19 protein-coding genes and 1 pseudogene are annotated in these 18,562 nt (G+C 57.3%); 5 read left to right on the top strand and 15 right to left on the bottom strand.

What is annotated here, in order from left to right:
* Positions 1 to 180: 180 nt before the first annotated feature.
* The 4 genes from thyA to rppH all read right to left on the bottom strand — a co-directional run bounded on the left by thyA (position 181) and on the right by rppH (position 4,688).
* Complete coding sequence (gene thyA, locus ACTG1P_RS16515) at positions 181 to 975, bottom strand: thymidylate synthase (RefSeq protein ID WP_440001738.1); 795 nt, start codon at positions 973 to 975, stop codon at positions 181 to 183.
* Positions 975 to 1,799 carry a prolipoprotein diacylglyceryl transferase gene (gene lgt, locus ACTG1P_RS16510; protein WP_042084341.1) on the bottom strand — a complete coding sequence of 275 codons (825 nt, stop codon included), beginning with the start codon at positions 1,797 to 1,799 and terminating at the stop codon, positions 975 to 977. Before lgt ends, thyA begins: the two co-directional genes overlap by 1 nt.
* Positions 1,800 to 1,866: 67 nt before the next feature.
* Complete coding sequence (ptsP, locus tag ACTG1P_RS16505) at positions 1,867 to 4,146, bottom strand: phosphoenolpyruvate--protein phosphotransferase (RefSeq protein ID WP_440001737.1); 2,280 nt, start codon at positions 4,144 to 4,146, stop codon at positions 1,867 to 1,869.
* Positions 4,147 to 4,160: 14 nt separating this feature from the next.
* Complete coding sequence (gene rppH, locus ACTG1P_RS16500; RefSeq protein ID WP_005340421.1) at positions 4,161 to 4,688, bottom strand: RNA pyrophosphohydrolase; 528 nt, start codon at positions 4,686 to 4,688, stop codon at positions 4,161 to 4,163.
* A 733-nt stretch (positions 4,689 to 5,421) separates the two neighbouring features.
* On the opposite strand from rppH, the pseudogene mutH reads away from it, so the two are divergent.
* A pseudogene (mutH, locus tag ACTG1P_RS16495) lies at positions 5,422 to 6,091 on the top strand (DNA mismatch repair endonuclease MutH).
* Positions 6,092 to 6,171: 80 nt separating this feature from the next.
* Complete coding sequence (locus ACTG1P_RS16490) at positions 6,172 to 6,495, top strand: isoamylase early set domain-containing protein (protein ID WP_005348910.1); 324 nt, start codon at positions 6,172 to 6,174, stop codon at positions 6,493 to 6,495.
* A 108-nt stretch (positions 6,496 to 6,603) separates the two neighbouring features.
* Here ACTG1P_RS16490 and rplS read toward each other — a convergent pair whose 3' ends face one another.
* The 5 genes from rplS to ffh all read right to left on the bottom strand — a co-directional run bounded on the left by rplS (position 6,604) and on the right by ffh (position 10,116).
* Positions 6,604 to 6,951 (bottom strand): 50S ribosomal protein L19, encoded by a 348-nt coding sequence (rplS, locus tag ACTG1P_RS16485; protein ID WP_005313505.1) that lies wholly within the window; start codon positions 6,949 to 6,951, stop codon positions 6,604 to 6,606.
* Between the two features lie 32 nt (positions 6,952 to 6,983).
* On the bottom strand, positions 6,984 to 7,733 hold the full coding sequence (gene trmD / locus ACTG1P_RS16480; protein WP_005340400.1) for a tRNA (guanosine(37)-N1)-methyltransferase TrmD: 750 nt from the start codon (positions 7,731 to 7,733) through the stop codon (positions 6,984 to 6,986).
* A gap of 34 nt (positions 7,734 to 7,767) precedes the next feature.
* A complete protein-coding gene (gene rimM / locus ACTG1P_RS16475; RefSeq protein ID WP_005340394.1) occupies positions 7,768 to 8,289 on the bottom strand; it encodes a ribosome maturation factor RimM in 522 nt (173 codons plus the stop codon).
* A gap of 24 nt (positions 8,290 to 8,313) precedes the next feature.
* A complete protein-coding gene (rpsP, locus tag ACTG1P_RS16470) occupies positions 8,314 to 8,562 on the bottom strand; it encodes a 30S ribosomal protein S16 (RefSeq protein ID WP_005340392.1) in 249 nt (82 codons plus the stop codon).
* A 177-nt stretch (positions 8,563 to 8,739) separates the two neighbouring features.
* Positions 8,740 to 10,116, bottom strand: a complete 1,377-nt coding sequence (gene ffh, locus ACTG1P_RS16465; protein WP_440001736.1) for a signal recognition particle protein — start codon at positions 10,114 to 10,116, stop codon at positions 8,740 to 8,742.
* 202 nt (positions 10,117 to 10,318) lie between these two features.
* On the opposite strand from ffh, the gene ACTG1P_RS16460 reads away from it, so the two are divergent.
* Together ACTG1P_RS16460 and ACTG1P_RS16455 are read left to right on the top strand one after the other, a co-directional pair.
* Positions 10,319 to 11,107, top strand: coding sequence for a cytochrome C assembly family protein (locus tag ACTG1P_RS16460; protein ID WP_005340390.1), 789 nt, complete (start codon positions 10,319 to 10,321; stop codon positions 11,105 to 11,107).
* Between the two features lie 42 nt (positions 11,108 to 11,149).
* Positions 11,150 to 12,430 (top strand): HlyC/CorC family transporter, encoded by a 1,281-nt coding sequence (locus ACTG1P_RS16455; protein WP_005348906.1) that lies wholly within the window; start codon positions 11,150 to 11,152, stop codon positions 12,428 to 12,430.
* A 40-nt stretch (positions 12,431 to 12,470) separates the two neighbouring features.
* Here ACTG1P_RS16455 and ACTG1P_RS16450 read toward each other — a convergent pair whose 3' ends face one another.
* A complete protein-coding gene (locus ACTG1P_RS16450) occupies positions 12,471 to 12,941 on the bottom strand; it encodes an Rrf2 family transcriptional regulator (protein WP_005340388.1) in 471 nt (156 codons plus the stop codon).
* A 111-nt stretch (positions 12,942 to 13,052) separates the two neighbouring features.
* Between ACTG1P_RS16450 and hmpA the strand changes: the two genes are divergently transcribed.
* Complete coding sequence (gene hmpA / locus ACTG1P_RS16445) at positions 13,053 to 14,246, top strand: NO-inducible flavohemoprotein (RefSeq protein WP_440001735.1); 1,194 nt, start codon at positions 13,053 to 13,055, stop codon at positions 14,244 to 14,246.
* A 99-nt stretch (positions 14,247 to 14,345) separates the two neighbouring features.
* Here hmpA and ACTG1P_RS16440 read toward each other — a convergent pair whose 3' ends face one another.
* The 5 genes from ACTG1P_RS16440 to ACTG1P_RS16420 form a co-directional block, all read right to left on the bottom strand.
* Positions 14,346 to 14,930 (bottom strand): tetratricopeptide repeat protein, encoded by a 585-nt coding sequence (locus ACTG1P_RS16440; protein WP_440002315.1) that lies wholly within the window; start codon positions 14,928 to 14,930, stop codon positions 14,346 to 14,348.
* A 401-nt stretch (positions 14,931 to 15,331) separates the two neighbouring features.
* Positions 15,332 to 16,267, bottom strand: a complete 936-nt coding sequence (gene mdh / locus ACTG1P_RS16435; protein ID WP_005340384.1) for a malate dehydrogenase — start codon at positions 16,265 to 16,267, stop codon at positions 15,332 to 15,334.
* A 221-nt stretch (positions 16,268 to 16,488) separates the two neighbouring features.
* Positions 16,489 to 17,151, bottom strand: coding sequence for an arginine ABC transporter permease ArtM (gene artM, locus ACTG1P_RS16430; protein ID WP_005348902.1), 663 nt, complete (start codon positions 17,149 to 17,151; stop codon positions 16,489 to 16,491).
* Positions 17,152 to 17,154: 3 nt separating this feature from the next.
* On the bottom strand, positions 17,155 to 17,805 hold the full coding sequence (artQ, locus tag ACTG1P_RS16425; protein WP_421265382.1) for an arginine ABC transporter permease ArtQ: 651 nt from the start codon (positions 17,803 to 17,805) through the stop codon (positions 17,155 to 17,157).
* A 3-nt stretch (positions 17,806 to 17,808) separates the two neighbouring features.
* Positions 17,809 to 18,546, bottom strand: a complete 738-nt coding sequence (locus tag ACTG1P_RS16420) for a transporter substrate-binding domain-containing protein (RefSeq protein WP_019445594.1) — start codon at positions 18,544 to 18,546, stop codon at positions 17,809 to 17,811.
* Positions 18,547 to 18,562 lie beyond the last annotated feature (16 nt).

The raw sequence follows: 18,562 nt of genomic DNA, 5'->3' as shown, positions 1-18,562 counted from the left end.
CTGCAACAACCAATGGAAAATCGTTTCTTGCTGCTCAATACAACGAAAAAACCGAAGGCAAAATAGAACATACCTGCTATAAGCAGGTTTTCCTCGTCTCTGGCTACCGTCTTATTAATCAATAAAATGAATTTTCAATTATTTAACTGCATAAAAAAGGCGCCCTGAGGCGCCTTATTATCAGATGGCGACGGGCGCCTTGATCCCGGGATGGGGGTCATAACCCTCGATCTCGAAATCCTCGAACTTGTAATCGAAGATGGAGTCAGGTTTGCGCTTGATCACCAGGGTCGGCAGCGGGCGCGGCTCGCGGGAGAGCTGCAGAGCTGTCTGCTCCATATGGTTGGAGTAGAGGTGCACATCACCGCCGGTCCAGACAAAGTCGCCTACTTCCAGACCACACTGCTGGGCCATCATGTGGGTCAGCAGGGCGTAGCTGGCGATGTTGAACGGCAGGCCGAGGAATACATCACAGCTGCGCTGGTAGAGCTGGCAGGAGAGCTTGCCATCCGCCACATAGAACTGGAAGAAGGCGTGGCAGGGGGCCAGCGCCATCTTGTCCAGTTCACCCACGTTCCAGGCGGATACGATGATACGGCGCGAATCCGGGTTGTGCTTGATGTCATCCACCGCCTTCTGGATCTGGTCGATGACAGACCCGTCAGCCGCAGGCCAGGAGCGCCACTGAGCGCCGTAAACCGGCCCCAGATCGCCATTCTCATCGGCCCACTCATCCCAGATGCTGACGCCATTTTCCTTTAGATAGGCGGTATTGGTATCGCCATTGAGGAACCAGAGCAGCTCGTGAATGATGGAGCGCAAGTGGCACTTCTTGGTGGTCACTAGCGGGAACCCCTCCGCCAGATTGAAGCGCATCTGATGGCCGAACAGGGAGACAGTACCGGTGCCGGTACGGTCAGACTTGACGGAGCCCTCATCGAGGATTTTCTGCATCAGGTCGAGATAAGCTCGCATTATTTCGCCTCCTTCACGGCATTACCGAACAACTGCGGACGCTTGTAGGCGGCCCAGATCATCAGGGCACCGGCGATAATCATCGGGGTGGAGAGGATCTGGCCCATGCTGATCTCCTGGAAGTAGAGACCAAGCTGGCTGTCCGGCTGGCGCACAAACTCCACCAGGAAGCGGAACAGGCCGTAGAACAGCAGGAACATGCCGGAGATGGCGCCGCGCGGCGGATTCTTGCGCCAGAACAGGTTGAGGATGATGAACAGCACCACCCCTTCCAGTGCGAACTGGTAGAGCTGGGAGGGGTGACGCGGCTCGGGGCCGGCCTCCGGGAAGATGATGGCCCAGGGCACATCGGTGACCCGACCCCACAGCTCGCCGTTGAGGAAGTTGCCGATCCGGCCAACACCGAGACCAAACGGAATGAGCGGTGCCACAAAATCGGCCACGGTGAAGAAGTGGCGCTTGGTCTTGTGGGCAAACCAGATCATCGCGGTGATCACCCCGATCAGCCCACCGTGGAACGACATACCGCCGGTCCAGATCTTGAACAGATAGGTCGGATCCGCGAGGAAGAGATCGAAGTTGTAAAACAGCACGTAACCGACACGGCCACCGAGGATCACCCCGAGGAAGCCGTAAAACAGCAGATCCGACACCTCGTTGCGGGTCCAGCCGCTGTTCGGTGTATCGGCGCGACGGCCGGCAAGCCACATGGCAAACGCAAAACCGAACAGGTACATGAGACCATACCAGCGTACCGATAGTGGTCCCAAACTGAATGCTACGGGATCAATCTGCGAGAAAACCCAATATCCATCGTGCTGCATATGCGGCCCCAGTCAAAATAAAAGCCGCATTTTCCGATCATTCGTCAGCAGGGACAAGGCATGATTATCAATCACTCTGTTTCGATTTATGACCGGCTCGCAGCAAACCGCCCAAACCATGCTCCTCCAGATAGCGGGCAAACAGGCCGCGCAGTACGTGGGGGTTGTCATGTTTGAGGCCATCGGCCATCAGTTTGGTCAACTCGCTCAGGGTGGATTGACGCAGCACGTACTTGATCCGGGCGATGTTGTGGGTGTTCATACTGAAGCGGCGATAGCCCATGGCCAGCAGCAGCAATACACCGACCGGATCACCGGCCAGCTCGCCACATACCGACACCGGCTTCTGGTAGCGGTAGGAAGCATCAACCAGCTGTTGCAGGGCGCGGATCACCGCAGGATGGAAGGCATCGTAGATGTTGGCAACCCGGGAATTGTTGCGATCTACCGCCAGCAGGTACTGGGTCAGGTCGTTACTGCCAACCGACCAGAAATCGATGAGCGGCGCCATCTCCGGCAAGATAAAGAGGGCTGAGGGCACCTCGATCATCACCCCGAGGCTGGGGTAGCGGATCACCGCATCGCGGCTCGCCGCCTCTTCCGATACCTCTCGCCACGCCTGATCCAGCAGACGACGAGAGGCTTTGATTTCGCTGACGCTACTGATCATCGGCAGCATGATGGCCAGATTGTCCAGCCCTTCACTGGCCCGCAGCATCGCCTTGAGCTGTACCAGAAACAGTTCGGGGTGATCCAGGGTGATCCGGATCCCCCGCCAGCCAAGGAAGGGGTTTTCCTCGACGATAGGGAAATAGGGTAACGGCTTGTCGCCGCCCACATCCAGCGTCCGCATGCAGACCGGCCGGTTGCGGTAGGTCTCCAGAATGCCGCGATAGCGGGCAGTCTGCTCCCACTCTGAGGGGAAGCTCTCCTGCAGCATAAAGGGGATCTCGGTACGATAGAGCCCGACCCCGTCCGCCAGCTGATTGAGGGAGATCTCGGTATCGGCGCTGAGACCGGCGTTGAGCAACAGGGAGACCTTGGTGCCGTCGGCCGTCTCGGATGGCAGGTTGTCGACGCTGCGCACCAGGGTATCGAGCGCCCGCTCTTCGCTCAGCAGCTGACGATACTCGGTCAGGATCACCTGATTGGGCTCGATGAAGAGATCGCCGCTGTAGCCATCGACGACCAGCATGCGACCACCGATGTCACCAAGGGGCAAATCGACCCCCATGATGGCGGCGACTCCCATGGCACGGGCCAGAATGGCCGCGTGGGAGTTGGTCCCCCCCTTGAGCGAGACCACCCCGGTCAGATACTCGCGAGGCACTTCTGCCAGAATGGTGGCGGTCACTTCATCGGCAACCAGCACCACCGGCTCGCCGATGGAGATATGTTCCGGTTCATTCTGCACCAGTCGGCTGATCAGCCGCTGGGCAATATCCTTCACGTCGGTGGAGCGCTCCTGCAGGTAGGGATCCTTCATCCCCTTGAACTGCTCGATCAAGCGATCACTGATGAGCTTGACCGCCGAGACCGCAGTCCAGTGCTCCTTGCTCACCTTGTTGCGAATAGGCTTGATGTAGCCGGGATCGTTCAGCAGATGGAGGTAGATATCGAAGATCGCCACCGAATCCTGGCTGTAGCTCTCGCGAAAACGCAGCGCCAGACTCTCCAAGTCGTGCCGCACTTCCTCAACCGCCAGCTCCAGTCGCGCCAACTGGCTGGTATGGTCTTCATCCTTGCGCGGGGTAATGGACGAGAGCGCCTTGCGGGGCCGCCACACCCAGGCCTTGGCCATGGCAATGCCGCTGGCACCGGCAATACCGCGCAGCGGCTTGCTCCAGTCGGTCTTCTGCAACCACCCCTTGGCCTGCGCCTGAGCGATCCTCGCCGCCAACTGGGCCGCCAGGGTGACCATGAAGGACTCTTCCCCCTCATCGAAGCGGCGACTCTCCTTCTGCTGCACCACCAGAATGCCAACCACCTGACGCTGGTGCATAATGGGAGCGCCGAGGAAGGAGCGGAACGCCTCTTCGGCCACATCGGGCAGGAATTTGAAACTGGGGTGCGCGGGGGCATCAGCCAGGTTGATCAGTTCTTCCCGCTGACCCACCAGACCGACGATGCCTTGCTCGTAGGGCAGGGTCACCTTGCCGACTGCGGACGGCGCCAAGCCGTCGGTAGCCGCCAGGCGATAGCGGCGCACCTCGGGTTCCGAGACATAGACGGAGCAGCAGTCCACTGCCATGGCGTGCCGGGTCTGGCTCACCAATGCTTGCAAGGCCTGCTCGAGGGTATTGGCCTCGGCCATGCTCTCGACGATTCGTCTCAGTTCCGTTAACAACTAATCTGTGCTCCTTAACGGGCGCGATTGCGCCGCCCATCCTTCTTGTTGACCTGCACTGCCGGCACCGGCATCGCCAGCGGGGCAAACTCTTTCATGACCCGGCGATAAACCTCCCGCTTGAACGAGACGACCTGACGCACCGGGTACCAAAAGCTGACCCAACGCCAGTCGTCAAATTCGGGATGGCCATGACAGCCGAACTGGATCCGCGACTCCTTGCCCGAATTCAGCTGTAACAGGAACCATTTTTGTTTTTGGCCAATACAGACCGGTGAACTGTCCCAGCGGACAAGACGTTTGGGTAAACGGTACTTTAGCCAGTTACGACTGGTGGCCATGATGGTCACATCTTCGGGCTTGAGGCCAATCTCCTCATACAGCTCTCGATACATGGCCTGCTCTGGCGTTTCACCATCATCAACCCCCCCCTGCGGAAACTGCCAGGAGTGCTGCCCATAGCGTTTAGCCCACAACACTTGTCCTTCACGGTTACAGATCACGATACCGACATTGGGACGAAATCCGTCGCCATCAATCACGTGATCACCTTATAAAGGCTGAATCTATAAGGAGATTGTTCCACATTCACTCCGTGGCAGCAAACAAGGAGTGAATCCCCTGTTTCATGAATAACTTTCGATTTCAAACATACTTATAAACAAATCCAAGGATCCGCGCCCCCAAGTTGCCCACCCAGGCTGTGCATAAAGCTGTTAGCAAACGGGTATATACAGTACTTTTTAACTGTACGCGAAAAGTGACCCTCCGTATCACCACGCGACATAAAATATAAAAAATCATTATTTTTTATAAACTTGAGATAAGACAACTGGATCTAGATCCATGTTCCCCCAAGAGTCAGATCCATGATCCGGATTGTGAACAAGTTCAACTGCTCAAAGATCCACCGCGGCGAAATTATCCACAGGAGTGGCACAATATCTACCCCGTTTACCCTGTAAAAATGGGGTGGCATTCACAATTTTTTGTAACATATCAGCGACTCCAACCATTTTCATCCACTTATCCAAGATTTCTGTGGATAACTGTGTGTAACATCATGCACAAACCCTTGGACAACTATTTAGAGGTCAAAGCAGACCTGGCTTACTGCTCGATAAAATAGACAAAACCCTTTAAAATCATAATGATGAACTGATAGCCCCCAAATTCTCTGCATTTGATCTTATCCACTCAGGATCGGTTATAAAAACAGCAATCCTTCTCGGGATCCTCCCCTGTTAGAATATGGCGAGCAAGATGGAGCCAACTATGCCAAGCAATCCCCAATCCGAGCAGGAGTTATTGAGCCGCGCCTATGCCATGGCCGGCTTCACGCTGGCTGGCCGCCGAGGCTGGTGTCGCAGTGCCCAAAGACCTGCGCCGTGACAAGGGGTGGGTCGGTCAGTTGATCGAGCTGCAACTGGGGGCCAGCGCAGGGAGCAAGCCGGAGCAGGACTTCCCGGAGCTGGGGATCGAACTCAAGACGATCCCCGTGGATCCTCAAGGCAAACCGCTGGAGACCACCTTCGTCTGCGTCGCTCCGCTGATCGGCGTCAGCGGCCAGCGCTGGGAGGAGTCCAACGTGCGCAACAAGCTATCCCGGGTGCTCTGGATCCCGGTGGAAGGCAGTCGCGAGATCCCGGTTGGTGAGCGGCGGGTCGGCATGCCGCTGATGTGGAGCCCGAATGAAGAGGAAGATCGGCTACTGCGTCAGGACTGGGAGGAGCTAATGGACATGATAGTGCTGGGAGAAGTGGAGCAGATCAGCGCACGCCACGGCCAGGTGATGCAACTCCGGCCCAAGGCGGCCAACAACAAGGCGCTGACTCGCGCCATCGGCCGCGATGGTCAACCCATCATGACCCTGCCCCGCGGCTTCTATCTCAAGATCGACTTTACCCACAGTTTGCTGCAACGCTATTTTGCCTTGCCGACTTGATCTGCCTTATCAACATCTTTGTCATATGGTGGTATAAAAATAGACAGGAGCCATTTTTAACTCACAGACAAGGAGGCGTCATGCCACTGATCAAACAGTTTTTGAAGTCCAAGCCCGAGGTCAAGGTGACCTTTGCCGTCGAGAAAGAGGCGGCTGCAGGAGCGGAACAGGTGATGCTGATCGGCGAGTTCACCCAGTGGCAACCGGTCGAGCTGAAACGCATGAAGAGCGGCGAGTTCAAAGCCACCCTCAATCTGCCGACCGACGGCCCGGGGTACTTTGAATATTGCTACCAGCTCATCACTCCGGCAGGGGAAACCCTCTACGAGAATGACTGGGCTGCGGACGACTATGTGCCTGGCCCTTTCGGGCGTGACAACTCGGTGGTACGAGTGATCCAGTAACGGCAACCAGAGAGCCAATAAACGGATACAAAAAAGGCTCGCCATTGGCGAGCCTTTTCACTACCTGTCGAGCTATTTGCCGACATACCGACACCAATTCGAATCGAATTAGTTGAGCTTCTCTTTGATACGAGCAGCTTTGCCGGACAGGTTGCGCAGGTAGTACAGTTTGGCGCGGCGAACATCACCACGACGCTTCAGTTCTACACTGTGGATCAGCGGAGAGTGAGTCTGGAATACACGCTCAACACCTTCGCCGTTGGAGATCTTGCGAACGGTGAAAGCAGAGTGCAGACCGCGGTTACGCTTGGCAATAACGATGCCTTCGAAAGCCTGCAGACGCTCTTTACCACCTTCTTTAACACGAACTTGAACACGTACAGTGTCGCCCTGGGCAAAAGCCGGGATGTCGGTACGCAGTTGCTCTTGTTCAAGCTGCTGAATAATCTTGCTCATTGTCTTTCCTTACCTAGGATAAACTGAAAACTCTACTTAACGCTGTCACGCACTTCGCGGACATACTCGGCAAGAAGTGATTCTTGCTCGTCAGTCAGAGCTAGGTTGTTAATAAGTTCCGGCCTTCTTTGCCAGGTTCGTCCGAGCGACTGCTTGAGACGCCAGCGTCGAATCACTTCGTGATTGCCGCTTGTCAGCGCCTCGGGCACCGCCAATCCATCCAACACCTCCGGCCGAGTGTAGTGGGGATGATCCAGCAAGCCATCCGTAAAGGAGTCTTGCTCGGCACTGGCCTGATCGCCCAAAACCCCGGGGACCAGACGCGAAACCGCATCGATCAGGGTCATGGCAGGCAACTCGCCACCACTTAACACGTAATCCCCGATAGACCACTCTTCGTCGACTTCGGTTTGTATCACGCGTTCATCGATACCTTCGTATCGACCGGCTACCAGAATCAGTTTCTGATTCGTCGCCAACTCGGTTACGCCCGCTTGAGTCAGCTTGCGTCCCTGAGGAGAGAGATAGATGACTTTCGCCCCGTCTCCCGCCGCTTGCTTGGCTGCATGAATCGCGTCACGCAGCGGCTGAACCATCATTAACATGCCGGGCCCACCACCATAAGGACGATCATCGACCGTACGGTGTTTATCGTGAGTAAACTCCCGGGGGTTCCAGCACTCAATCTGCAGCAGGCCACTCTTGACGGCCCGACCCGTTACCCCGTGCTCGGTAATGGCTCGGAACATTTCAGGGAAGAGGCTAATGACCCCAATCCACATAAGAAACCTCCGGCACCCGTGTTAGCGCGGGAAACTAGAAACCAGGATCCCAATCAACTTCGATTGTTCGAGCAGTCAGATCAATATTCTTGATCACCTGCTCTTCCAGGAACGGAATCAACCGCTCCTTTGCACCAAAGGCATCTTTTACATTGGCCTCAACCACCAACACATCGTTGGAGCCGGTTTCCATCAATTCGGTCACCTTGCCCAGGTCGTATCCCTTGGTGGTCACCACGGAGCAACCAATCAGGTCACGCCAGTAGAACTCACCTTCAGGCAACGCAGGCAACAGATCGGCGGGTACGCCAATCTCGACATTGGTCAATGCCAGGGCATCTTCGCGCACATCGATACCATCGAGTTTGCAAATCAGACCCTTGTTGTGACGTTTCCAGGATGAGACCCGAATTTCACGCCACGCCCCGTTCTGATTAATCAGCCAGGGGTTGTAATCGAAAATCGCTTCGGCAACATCGGTGAAGGAGTTCACTTTAAGCCAGCCCTTGATGCCATAAACGGTACCCAGGGTGCCCAGAACTACAGGTTTTTCCACCTTAACTCCTTACCGTTGGGCTGATTAAGCAGCTTTTTTAGCGTCTTTGATCAGCTTGGCAACGCGGTCAGAAACAGCGGCACCAGTAGCAACCCAATGCTCGATACGAGCCAGGTCCAGGTTCAGCTTTTCAGCTTGACCAGCAGCAACCGGGTTGAAGAAACCAACGCGCTCGATGAAGCGACCGTCACGGGCGCAACGGCTGTCAGAAACTACTACCTGGTAGAACGGACGCTTTTTCGCGCCACCACGTTGTAAACGAATGGTTACCATATCGTCCTCATTAACATCTAATGAACAAGGCCCGCAAACACGCGGACCCTAGCTTAAAATAAGCCGCGTAATTCTACTTGGATTCGTAATAATTGCAACCAAGCCAGCCATTTTTTGCGCAGAGCGGCAATGAAAAGGGGCCTGCCACTGCAGACCCCCATCAACACGCAGGCCGGATCAGAACGGGCCGCGACCGCCACCGAAACCGGGGGGCATCATGTTCTTCATCTGGCTCATCATTTTGCGCATGCCGCCCTTGCCGGACATTTTCTTCATCATGCGCTGCATCTCGGTGAACTGCTTGAGCAGCTTGTTCACATCCTGCACCTGCATGCCGGAACCTGCGGCGATACGGCGTTTGCGTGAGCCCTTGATGAGATCTGGGTGAGCGCGCTCCTTCGGCGTCATGGAGCTGATGATGGCCTCCATCCGCACGGTGAGCTTGTCATCCATCTGATCTTTCACGTTATCCGGCAGACCGGACATGCCGGGCAGCTTGTCGAGCATCCCCATCATGCCGCCCATGTTGCGCATCTGGGCCAGCTGCTCGCGGAAATCTTCCAGATCGAAGCCTTTGCCGCTCTTGACCTTGCTGGCCAGCTTGGCCGCTTTCTCTTTATCGACGTTGCGCTCGACTTCCTCGATCAGAGAGAGCACATCGCCCATACCGAGGATACGGGAGGCAAGACGATCCGGGTGGAACGGCTCCAGCGCATCGGTCTTTTCACCCATACCGATAAACTTGACCGGCTTGCCGGTGATGTGACGCACCGACAGTGCGGCACCACCGCGGGCGTCGCCGTCCGCCTTGGTGAGGATGACACCGGTGAGCGGCAGCGCTTCGTTGAACGCCTTGGCGGTGTTGGCGGCATCCTGACCGGTCATGGCATCCACCACGAACAGAGTCTCGACCGGCTTGATGGTGGCATGCAGATCCTGGATCTCGGCCATCATCTCGCTATCAACGTGCAGACGACCGGCAGTATCGACGATCACCACGTCATAGAATTTCTTGCGCGCCTGAACGATGGCGGCGGTGGCGATGTCGACCGGCTTCTGGCTGGCATCGCTCGGGAAAAAGTCGACGCCGATGTCGCTCGCCAGGGTCTCCAGCTGCTTGATCGCCGCAGGGCGATAAACGTCGGCACTGACCACCAGCACCTTCTTCTTGCTGCGCTCTTTGAGCAGCTTGGCCAGTTTGCCAACCGTGGTGGTCTTACCAGCACCCTGCAGACCGGCCATCAGGATGATGGCGGGCGGCTGGGCAGCCAGGTTGAGCTGTTCGTTGGCCTCCCCCATCACGGTGACCAGTTCACCGTGCACAATCTTGATGAATGCCTGGCCCGGGCTCAGGGATTTGGCCACTTCCTGCCCGACTGCGCGCTCTTTGACACGCGCCACGAAATCACGCACGACCGGCAGGGCGACATCCGCCTCGAGCAGCGCCATGCGGACTTCACGCAGGGTTTCCTTGATATTGTCTTCGGTCAGGCGACCACGGCCACTGACATTGCGCAAGGTGCGCGAGAGTCGTTCAGTCAAATTCTCAAACATGACGGATTCCGGTTCTTGGCGTAATAAATTGGGGGCATTATAACCCAGAGCGGGCGCGAGGACGATTATTCACCGCACCGCAGCAGCAGGGACCTTCTCCCTATATATGGGCAGATCGGCCGTTGCACAACTGGCGAGCACTTCTCGTGCAAGGTATACTGCCCCTCTTACCCTCAAAAGCTTGTGCAACAACGACCTGGTTATGATCGTAATCTCTGTTCTGGCCCTGGCGTTTTATCTGCTGGCCATCATCGCCTCCCTGCATCTGTTACTGAGCGCCAAGCCGGTGGGACAGCGCTCCCTGTTTGCCTGTATCGGATTGGCCCTGATCGCCCACGCCAGCGCCCTCGGTTCAGAGGTATTGCAGAGTTACGGCCAGAACCTGAGCATGCTCAACGTTGCCTCGCTGGTCAGCCTTATTATCAGTTGCTTCATGACTTGCGTAACCCGCCGCTTCAACGGCTGGATCCTACTGCCGGTGGTCTACAGCTTCTCGGCCCTGTTGCTGGCTGCCAGCGCCTTGATCCCGGGTCGCTACATAACCCATCTGGAGGCCCATCCCCAGCTGTTGCTGCACATCGGCCTCGCCCTGATGGCCTACTCGGTATTGATGATCGCCTGTCTGTTCGCGCTGCAGCTCGCCTGTCTGGACAAGCAGCTTAAATCGAGAAAAATCAGCAACCTGCCAGCCATGCCGCCATTGATGACAGTGGAGAAACGGCTATTTCAGTTGATCTCTGCAGGGGTGCTGCTACTGACACTTTCCATCGCCTCCGGCCTCTTCTTCCTCGAAGATATGTTCGCCCAGGGCAAGTCTCACAAGGCAGTGCTCTCCATCCTGGCATGGTGTGTTTACGTGTTGCTACTGTGGGGTCATCACACCTATGGCTGGCGCGGCCGTAAAGTCATCACACTCAGTCTGATCGGCAGCTTCATCCTGACTCTTGCCTACTTTGGCAGCCGCTTCGTCAAAGAAGTGCTGCTGAGCTGACACCTATACTCTTTTAGCCATACCATCCAACAGGAGCCCTTTTTGGACAGCATCTCAACGAGTACATTACTGATTGTTCTCGTTATCTTGATCCTTCTTTCCGCCTTCTTCTCCAGTGCCGAAACCGGCCTGATGTCCATCAACCGCTACAAACTGCGGCATCTGGCACAGACCAAACACAAAGCCGCACGTCGCGTCGAACAACTGCTCGCCCGCCCCGATCGCCTGCTGGGATTGATCCTGATCGGCAATAATCTGGTCAATATCCTCGCCTCCGCCATCGCCACCATCGTCTGTATCCGGCTGTTTGGTGATCTCGGGGTCGCCATCGCCACCTTCGGCCTGACCCTGGTGGTGCTGGTATTCGGTGAAGTGACGCCAAAGACCCTGGCAGCCATGTTTCCGGAGAAGATCGCCTATCCCGCCTCCTGGATCCTCAAGGGGCTGATGGTGCCGCTCTCGCCGCTGGTCTGGCTGATCAACGGCATCACCAGCGGCCTGCTCAAGATGCTGAAGATCAATCCCAACAAGGATGACTCCCTCAACACCGAGGAGCTGCGCACCATCGTCAATGAGGCGGGTAACCTGATCCCCCAGCGTCATCAGGAGATGCTGCTGAGCATTCTGGATCTCGACAAGATGCTGGTCGAGGACATCATGGTGCCGCGCAGCGATATCTACGCCATCGACATCAACGACGACTGGAAGAGCATCCAGCGCCAGCTGGCCCACTGCGCTCACACCAAGATCCTGCTCTATCGCGACAATATCGACGACGTTGTCGGATTTTTACACGCGCGCGATGCCCTGCGGCTGGTAGCCAGGGACCAGTTCAACAAATCGAGTCTGTTGCGGGAAGTGGACGAGATCTACTTCATTCCGGAAGGAACGCCGCTCAACGTGCAGCTGGCCAAATTCCAGCGCAACAAGGAGCGAATTGGCCTGATCGTCGACGAATACGGCGATATTCAGGGGCTAATCACTCTGGACGATATTCTGGAAGAGATTGTGGGCGACTTTACCACCTCCATGACGCCTGCACCGAGCGACGAGATCCATCCCCAGTCAGATGGTTCTTATCTGGTCGAAGGCTCAGCCAATATTCGTGAGCTGAACAAGGAGATGAACTGGCACCTGCCCATCGACGGCCCGCGTACCCTCAACGGCCTGATCCTCGAATATCTGGAGGAGATCCCCCAGCCCAACATCGGGATCCGGTTGGCCGGTTATCCTATCGAGATCCTCGATGTGGAGAACAACATGGTCAAGATGGCGCGGATCATGCCAGCATCGTACCGGGCGGAGTCGGATTCACAAGATTGAAAAAGGGCTGCCAGTGGCAGCCCTGTTCTATTGCTCATCGTTACTGTTCATCTTCATCATCCGGCTCCAGCACCAGCGTCGGGATCAACTCGCCAAACACCCTCTGTAGCTCGTCACGGTTGGCCAGCAGGTCTTGCAGCGTATAGCTGTCCATCACCGCCAGAAACGCATCCATCGCCTCTTTCAGCGCACTCTTGAGCAGACAGACAGAGACGATGTGGCAAGCGGGCGAGCCGCAGTCAATGCCGTCCAGATTGCCTTCCAGCGCCCTGATCACCTGCCCGATATTGATGGTGGCGGGATCGCAAGCCATGCGAATACCGCCATTCTTGCCACGCTGGGATTGCAGATAGCCCAGCTTCACCAGCTGATTGACCACCTTCACCATGTGGTTGCGGGAAACGCCATACAGGGCCGATACCTTGGCAACGCTCGACAACTCCCCTTCCGGCAGGGTGGCAAGATAGAGCAGGGCTCTCAATCCGAAATCTGTATAACTGGTTAGTCTCATAAAACCTGATTAGCGTGATGCGAAAAGTGGAGTATTGATTCAAATCAAATAAACATCTAGGATGCCACTTATTAAATGACATTTTATATGTTCAATTAGAACGAGGCCCCTATGCTAGATCAAACCACCGTTGCCGTCATCAAAAGCACCATTCCGCTGCTCGAATCGGCAGGCCCTGCCCTCACCCAGCACTTCTACCAGCGGATGTTCAGCCATAACCCGGAGCTGAAAGATATCTTCAACCTGGCCCACCAACGAAGTGGCGGCCAGCCGCTGGCCCTGTTCAATGCAGTCGCCGCGTATGCCAAGAATATCGACAATCTGGGAGCGCTCGCCGGTGCAGTCGAGCGGATTGCGCACAAACATACCGGATTCCTGATCCAGCCGGAACAATATCACATTGTAGGTAGTCATCTCTTGGCCACGCTCAAAGAATTGGGCGGAAGTGCGGTCACCGACGAGGTGCTGGAGGCTTGGGGCAAGGCGTATGGCGTGCTGGCAGACATCTTCATCGGCCGCGAGCAGGAGATCTATCAGGAGAAGGCCAATCAGGATGGCGGCTGGCAAGGTACCCGCACCTTCATCATCAAGGAGAAGCGGGCCGAGAGCGCCCCCATCACCTCCTTCCTGCTGGCGCCGGAAGATGGCAAGCCGGTATTGACCTTCAAACCGGGCCAATACCTCAGCGTCAAGCTGGTTCACCCCGAGCTGGAATATCAGGAGATCCGCCAGTACTCCCTCTCCGATGCCCCCAACGGGCAGGATTACCGCATCAGCGTCAAGCGTGAACCGCAGGGTCAGGCCTCCAATCTGCTGCACGATCACCTGCAGGCGGGTGACAAGATCGAGGTGATGCCCCCCACCGGCGATTTCTACCTGAAAGCCGACAGCCAGACCCCGGTGGTACTGCTCTCCGCCGGTGTCGGCGTGACGCCGATGATGAGCATGCTCAACCAGCTGCTGGCGAGCGGCCATCAGGCCGATATCACCTGGCTGCACGCCTGCGAACAAGGTGCTGTACACGCCTTTCGGGAGGATATTCAGCAAAAATCCCGCCAGCATCCCAACTTGTTGAGCCGGGTCTGGTATCGGGAGCCGGAAGCCAGTGACGTGCAGGGTCAAGATTACGATCTGTCAGGCACCATGGATCTGACTGCCGTGAAGGAGCGCATCACGCCAGAGGCCCACTACTACTTCTGTGGCCCTGTCGGCTTCATGCAGGAGATCAAGCGACAGCTGCTGGCTGCTGGGGTGCCAGCGGGGCAGCTCCATTACGAAGTTTTTGGCCCCCACCAAGATCTCTAAGGCGCGGGCGGCCATATAACAGAGGGAGGTTCCGGCCTGTCATGGCACGGCGGCTGGAACCGGACCCACAGGTGCAGATCTGTGGGTCATTTTTTTGGATCAGTGCATCGCCTTGGCGCGGGCCACCACGTTGGCCGGCATCCGGTTGCCAAGACGGCTGAGCAGACTCGCCGCCTTCTGGTGAAGCGCCTTGTCACCGATGACGGAGCCATGGAGCCAGCGATAGGCGTCCTCATAATCGAGCGGACTGCCCATCCCCTGCAGCAGCATCTCGACCCACTCGATGCGGGCCCGCAGAAAACCGAGGCTGGCCGCCTCGCGCATCAGGGTCTCGGCTCGCACCAGATCCTTCTGCACTAAAGTTCCTTTCCAGTAGTAGCGGCCCAACTGCTCCAGCGCCGGTGCTAACCCCTGATTGGCCGCCTCCCACATATATTGCACCCCGATCTCGGCATTGGGTTTGGTACAGACTCCCCACGCCAGCATATCCCCCCAGAGGAATTGATAGGCCGGGATCTTCATCACCGAGGCGCGTGCTTCGATATCCTGAGTCAGCTGACAGCGATCCTGTTTAACCTGAGTGAGGTGGCGCCCCTGCTCAATCCAGTTGAGCAGCTCGTCCTGACGATAGAGCGGCACCGCCTGCAACTCGCCAGCGGCCAGAGGTGCGGGAGGCGCCACCACAGCGGCGGGTTCCGCCGGTTTTGGCAGCGGCGCGGCCCCCTCGCCACTACTGGCAACGGCTGTGACCGGCTCGGCCGGAAGCAAGACAGGGACAGCCTCAGAGGGATTGGGATTGGGAGTGGCGGCAGAGACAGGCGCCGTTGCCACCGCAGCACTGCTTGCAGTCGGCATCGAGGCACTGACCGCTGGCGCATCGCTTGATACGGCAGCCGATACCGCCTCGGCACCATAGAGGGGCGCGGTGAATGCACCGACAAGAACGAGAAGGGTAAGGGGTTTCATCATAAGGATCTCCTGCTGCACTCTGTTATCGGCACCAACCCCCATCCCCTTAGCCTGCCGGGTGGATCTCATCAATACAAAAGGGAGCCGAAGCTCCCTTGTTGGCACGGTTGACCCGCTTACTTGACGAAATCGACACCCAGCTGGATATCGGCTTTCAGGGTAGCAAGCATGCCTTCCATCGCTTCCTGCTCGAACGCGCTCAGCTTGCCGTAATCCAGTACGGTTTCGACGCCGTTCTTGCCCAGCAGTACCGGCTGCGCGAAGAAGGTGGCGTGCTCGCCGTTGCCTTCCACGTAGGCGCACTCGACAACGTTGGCTTCGCCCTGCAGACCCTTGATGAGGGAGAGACCAAAACGGCAAGCCGCCTGACCCATGGAGAGAGTGGCAGAACCGCCACCGGCTTTGGCCTCAACTACTTCGGTGCCGGCATTCTGGATGCGCTTGGTCATGGCAGCCACTTCTTCAGCGGTGAAGGAGGCGCCTTCAATCTGGGAGAGCAGCGGCAGAATGGTGACGCCACTGTGACCACCGATCACGTTGACGCGTACCTTGTCGATGTTCAGCCCTTTGGCGGCGGCCACGAAGGTCTCGGCGCGGATCACGTCCAGGGTGGTAACGCCGAACAGGCGACGCTTGTCATAGACACCGGCTTTCTTCAGCACTTCGGCAGCGATGGCAACGGTGGTGTTGACCGGGTTGGTGATGATGCCGATCAGTGCTTTCGGGCAAGTGGCCGCGCACTTCTCGACCAGATTCTTGACGATACCGGCGTTGATGTTGAACAGGTCGGAGCGATCCATCCCCGGCTTGCGTGCCACACCGGCGGAGATCAGCACCACATCGGCCCCAACCAGCGCAGGAGTCGGATCTTCACCGCAGAAGCCCTTGATGGCGACATCGGTAGGAATATGACTGAGGTCAACGGCCACACCCGGGGTGACCGGGGCGATGTCATACAGGCTCAGCTCGGAGCCAGCCGGCAGACGGTTTTTCAACAGCAGAGCGAGGGCTTGACCGATGCCACCAGCGGCACCCAGAACGGCAACTTTCATGATCAACTCCATGTTTAAGCGTAGGTTTAAGGTTGTTTCTTGTTGTGCGCCCAACCTTAATGGATCCCCCCATAAAAAACAATCTGATAACAGTTGCAGTCACGGGTTCTGTGAGCCACGAAACACGCGGGAGCAAAAATTGGAGGGAAATACAAAAAATTGGAGGAGAAGCACAGTTTTTCTGCACATCTCCTTACCATAAAGAGGTAGTTGTGAAGGTTTCAGGATTGAAATGCCAACGCCCGTTTTTCACACCAGCGAAAACCAATTGTTAACAATCCGTTCATCGCCAGATAAAGCCCACCAGCCACCCCGAACACCGCCAGGGTATCGTAGGTCTGGGCGTTCAACCCCTGCGCCAGCCCCATGATGTCCATGATGGTGATGGTACTGGCGAGGGAGCTCCCCTTGAGCACCAGGATCACCTCGTTGGAGTAGGCAGGCACCAGATGACGGGCGGCGTGGCGCACTTTCATCCACAAGGTCTGGCGGCCGTTAAAGCCAAGCGCACGACACGCCTCTACTTCACCGGCCGGGATGGCATCGAGCGCCCCCTTGAACAACCGGGTGGAGTAGGCCGCCGTGTTGAGACCCAGCGCCAGCACGGCACAGAACCAGGGTTGCTTGAGCAGCGGCCAGAGCGGGCTGGCTTTCAGCCACTCGAACTGGCCCGGCCCGTAGTAGATGAGGAAGATCTGGATCAGCAGCGGCGTGCCGGTAAAGAGCAAGACCCACAGCTGCACCAGCTGGGTCGCCACCGGCAGGCGCAGCTCCAGCACCCAGGTCATCAGGGCCGCCAGCACAATCCCCAGCAGCAGGCTGAACAGGGTCAGCTCCAGCGTGGTGACCAGACCGCCCAGCAACGTAACGAGATACTCTTGCATCAGTTAGCCTCCGTAGCGGCGGGTGTAGCGGGCAGCCAGCCCGAGGCAATATTCACTCACCAGACTGATGGCCAGATAGATGAGGGCGGCGGCGGCATACCAGGTGAAAGGCTCATAGGTACTGGCCGAGGCCATCTGGGCCTGACGCATCATCTCGTTGACCCCGATAAGCGACACCAGCGCGGTATCTTTCAGCAACACCAGCCACTGGTTGCCGAGGCCCGGCAGGGCATGACGCCACGCCTGCGGCAACACGATGCGAAAGAAGATGTGGCTCTTGCTCAACCCCAGCGCCAGTGCTGCTAATCGTTGCCCGGCAGGCACCGCATTGAGCGCCGCCCGCAGGGTCTGGGTCGCATAGCTGGCGAACAGCAGGGAGAGCGCCAGCACGCCACAGGCGAACGGGCTGAACTCCACATACTCGCCAGTGATGAGGAACAGCACCTGGGTCGAGCCGAAGTAGATGAACAGCACCACCAGCAACTCGGGCAGGCCACGGATCAGCGTGGTCAGGGTGGCCACCGGCCACACCAGCGCACGCTGCTTGCTGAGCTCGGCGGCACTGAACGCCAGTGCCAATACCATGCCCCCGACCAGTGATGCCAAGGCCAGCCCGAGGGTCATCCAGGCTGCATCCAACAACAGGCTCAACATGGCTTACTGCGCGAAGTATTTGTCGAAGATTTTCTGATAGGTGCCGTTGGCCTTGATCTCGGCCAGCCCCTTGTTCAGCTGGGTCAGCAGCTCCTGATTGCCCTTGGCGACCGCAATGCCAAAGCCGGTACCGAAGTACTTGGCATCGGTCACCGGCGCCCCCACCACGGCATACTCCTTGTGTTGCTTGAGCCAGTCGGCAGCAACGGCGGTATCAGCAAACACACCGTCGGTACGGCCATTCATCATGTCGAGGAAGGCGCTCTGGTAGCTGGCGTACGGCACGGTCAGCAGACCCTTGCTCACCCAGTTATCCACCAGATAGGACTGGTGAGAGGTGCCGTTCTGCACGCCGACTGTCTTGTCGACCATCTCTTCCGGCCCCTTGAAGGCCCCTTTCTTGGCGACGAATACTGCCGAGTTCTCGTAGTAGATGTCAGAGAAGTCGACCTGCGCGGAGCGCTCAGGGGTTACGTCCATGGCGGCGATGGCGGCATCGTAGCGACGGAATTTCAGGCTGGGGATCAGGCTGTCAAAGGCCTGGTTGTGGAAGCTGCACTCCAACTTGGCCTGCTCGCAAATGGCTCGCGCCAGATCGATGTCAAAACCCTGAAACTCGTTCTTGTCATCCAGGTATTCGAACGGTGCGTAGGTGGCCTCGGTGGCGAACTTGATCTCTTTGGCCATGACGGAGGTACTCAACAGGCCCATGGCAGCAACCAACAACAGACTCTTTTTCATGACAGCTTCCTTATCG

Source organism: Aeromonas sp. 11P (assembly GCF_051920165.1).
GTDB lineage: Bacteria > Pseudomonadota > Gammaproteobacteria > Enterobacterales > Aeromonadaceae > Aeromonas > Aeromonas veronii.
Note: the sequence above shows the minus strand (reverse complement) of the source record. Positions and strands in the feature narration are given on the sequence as shown.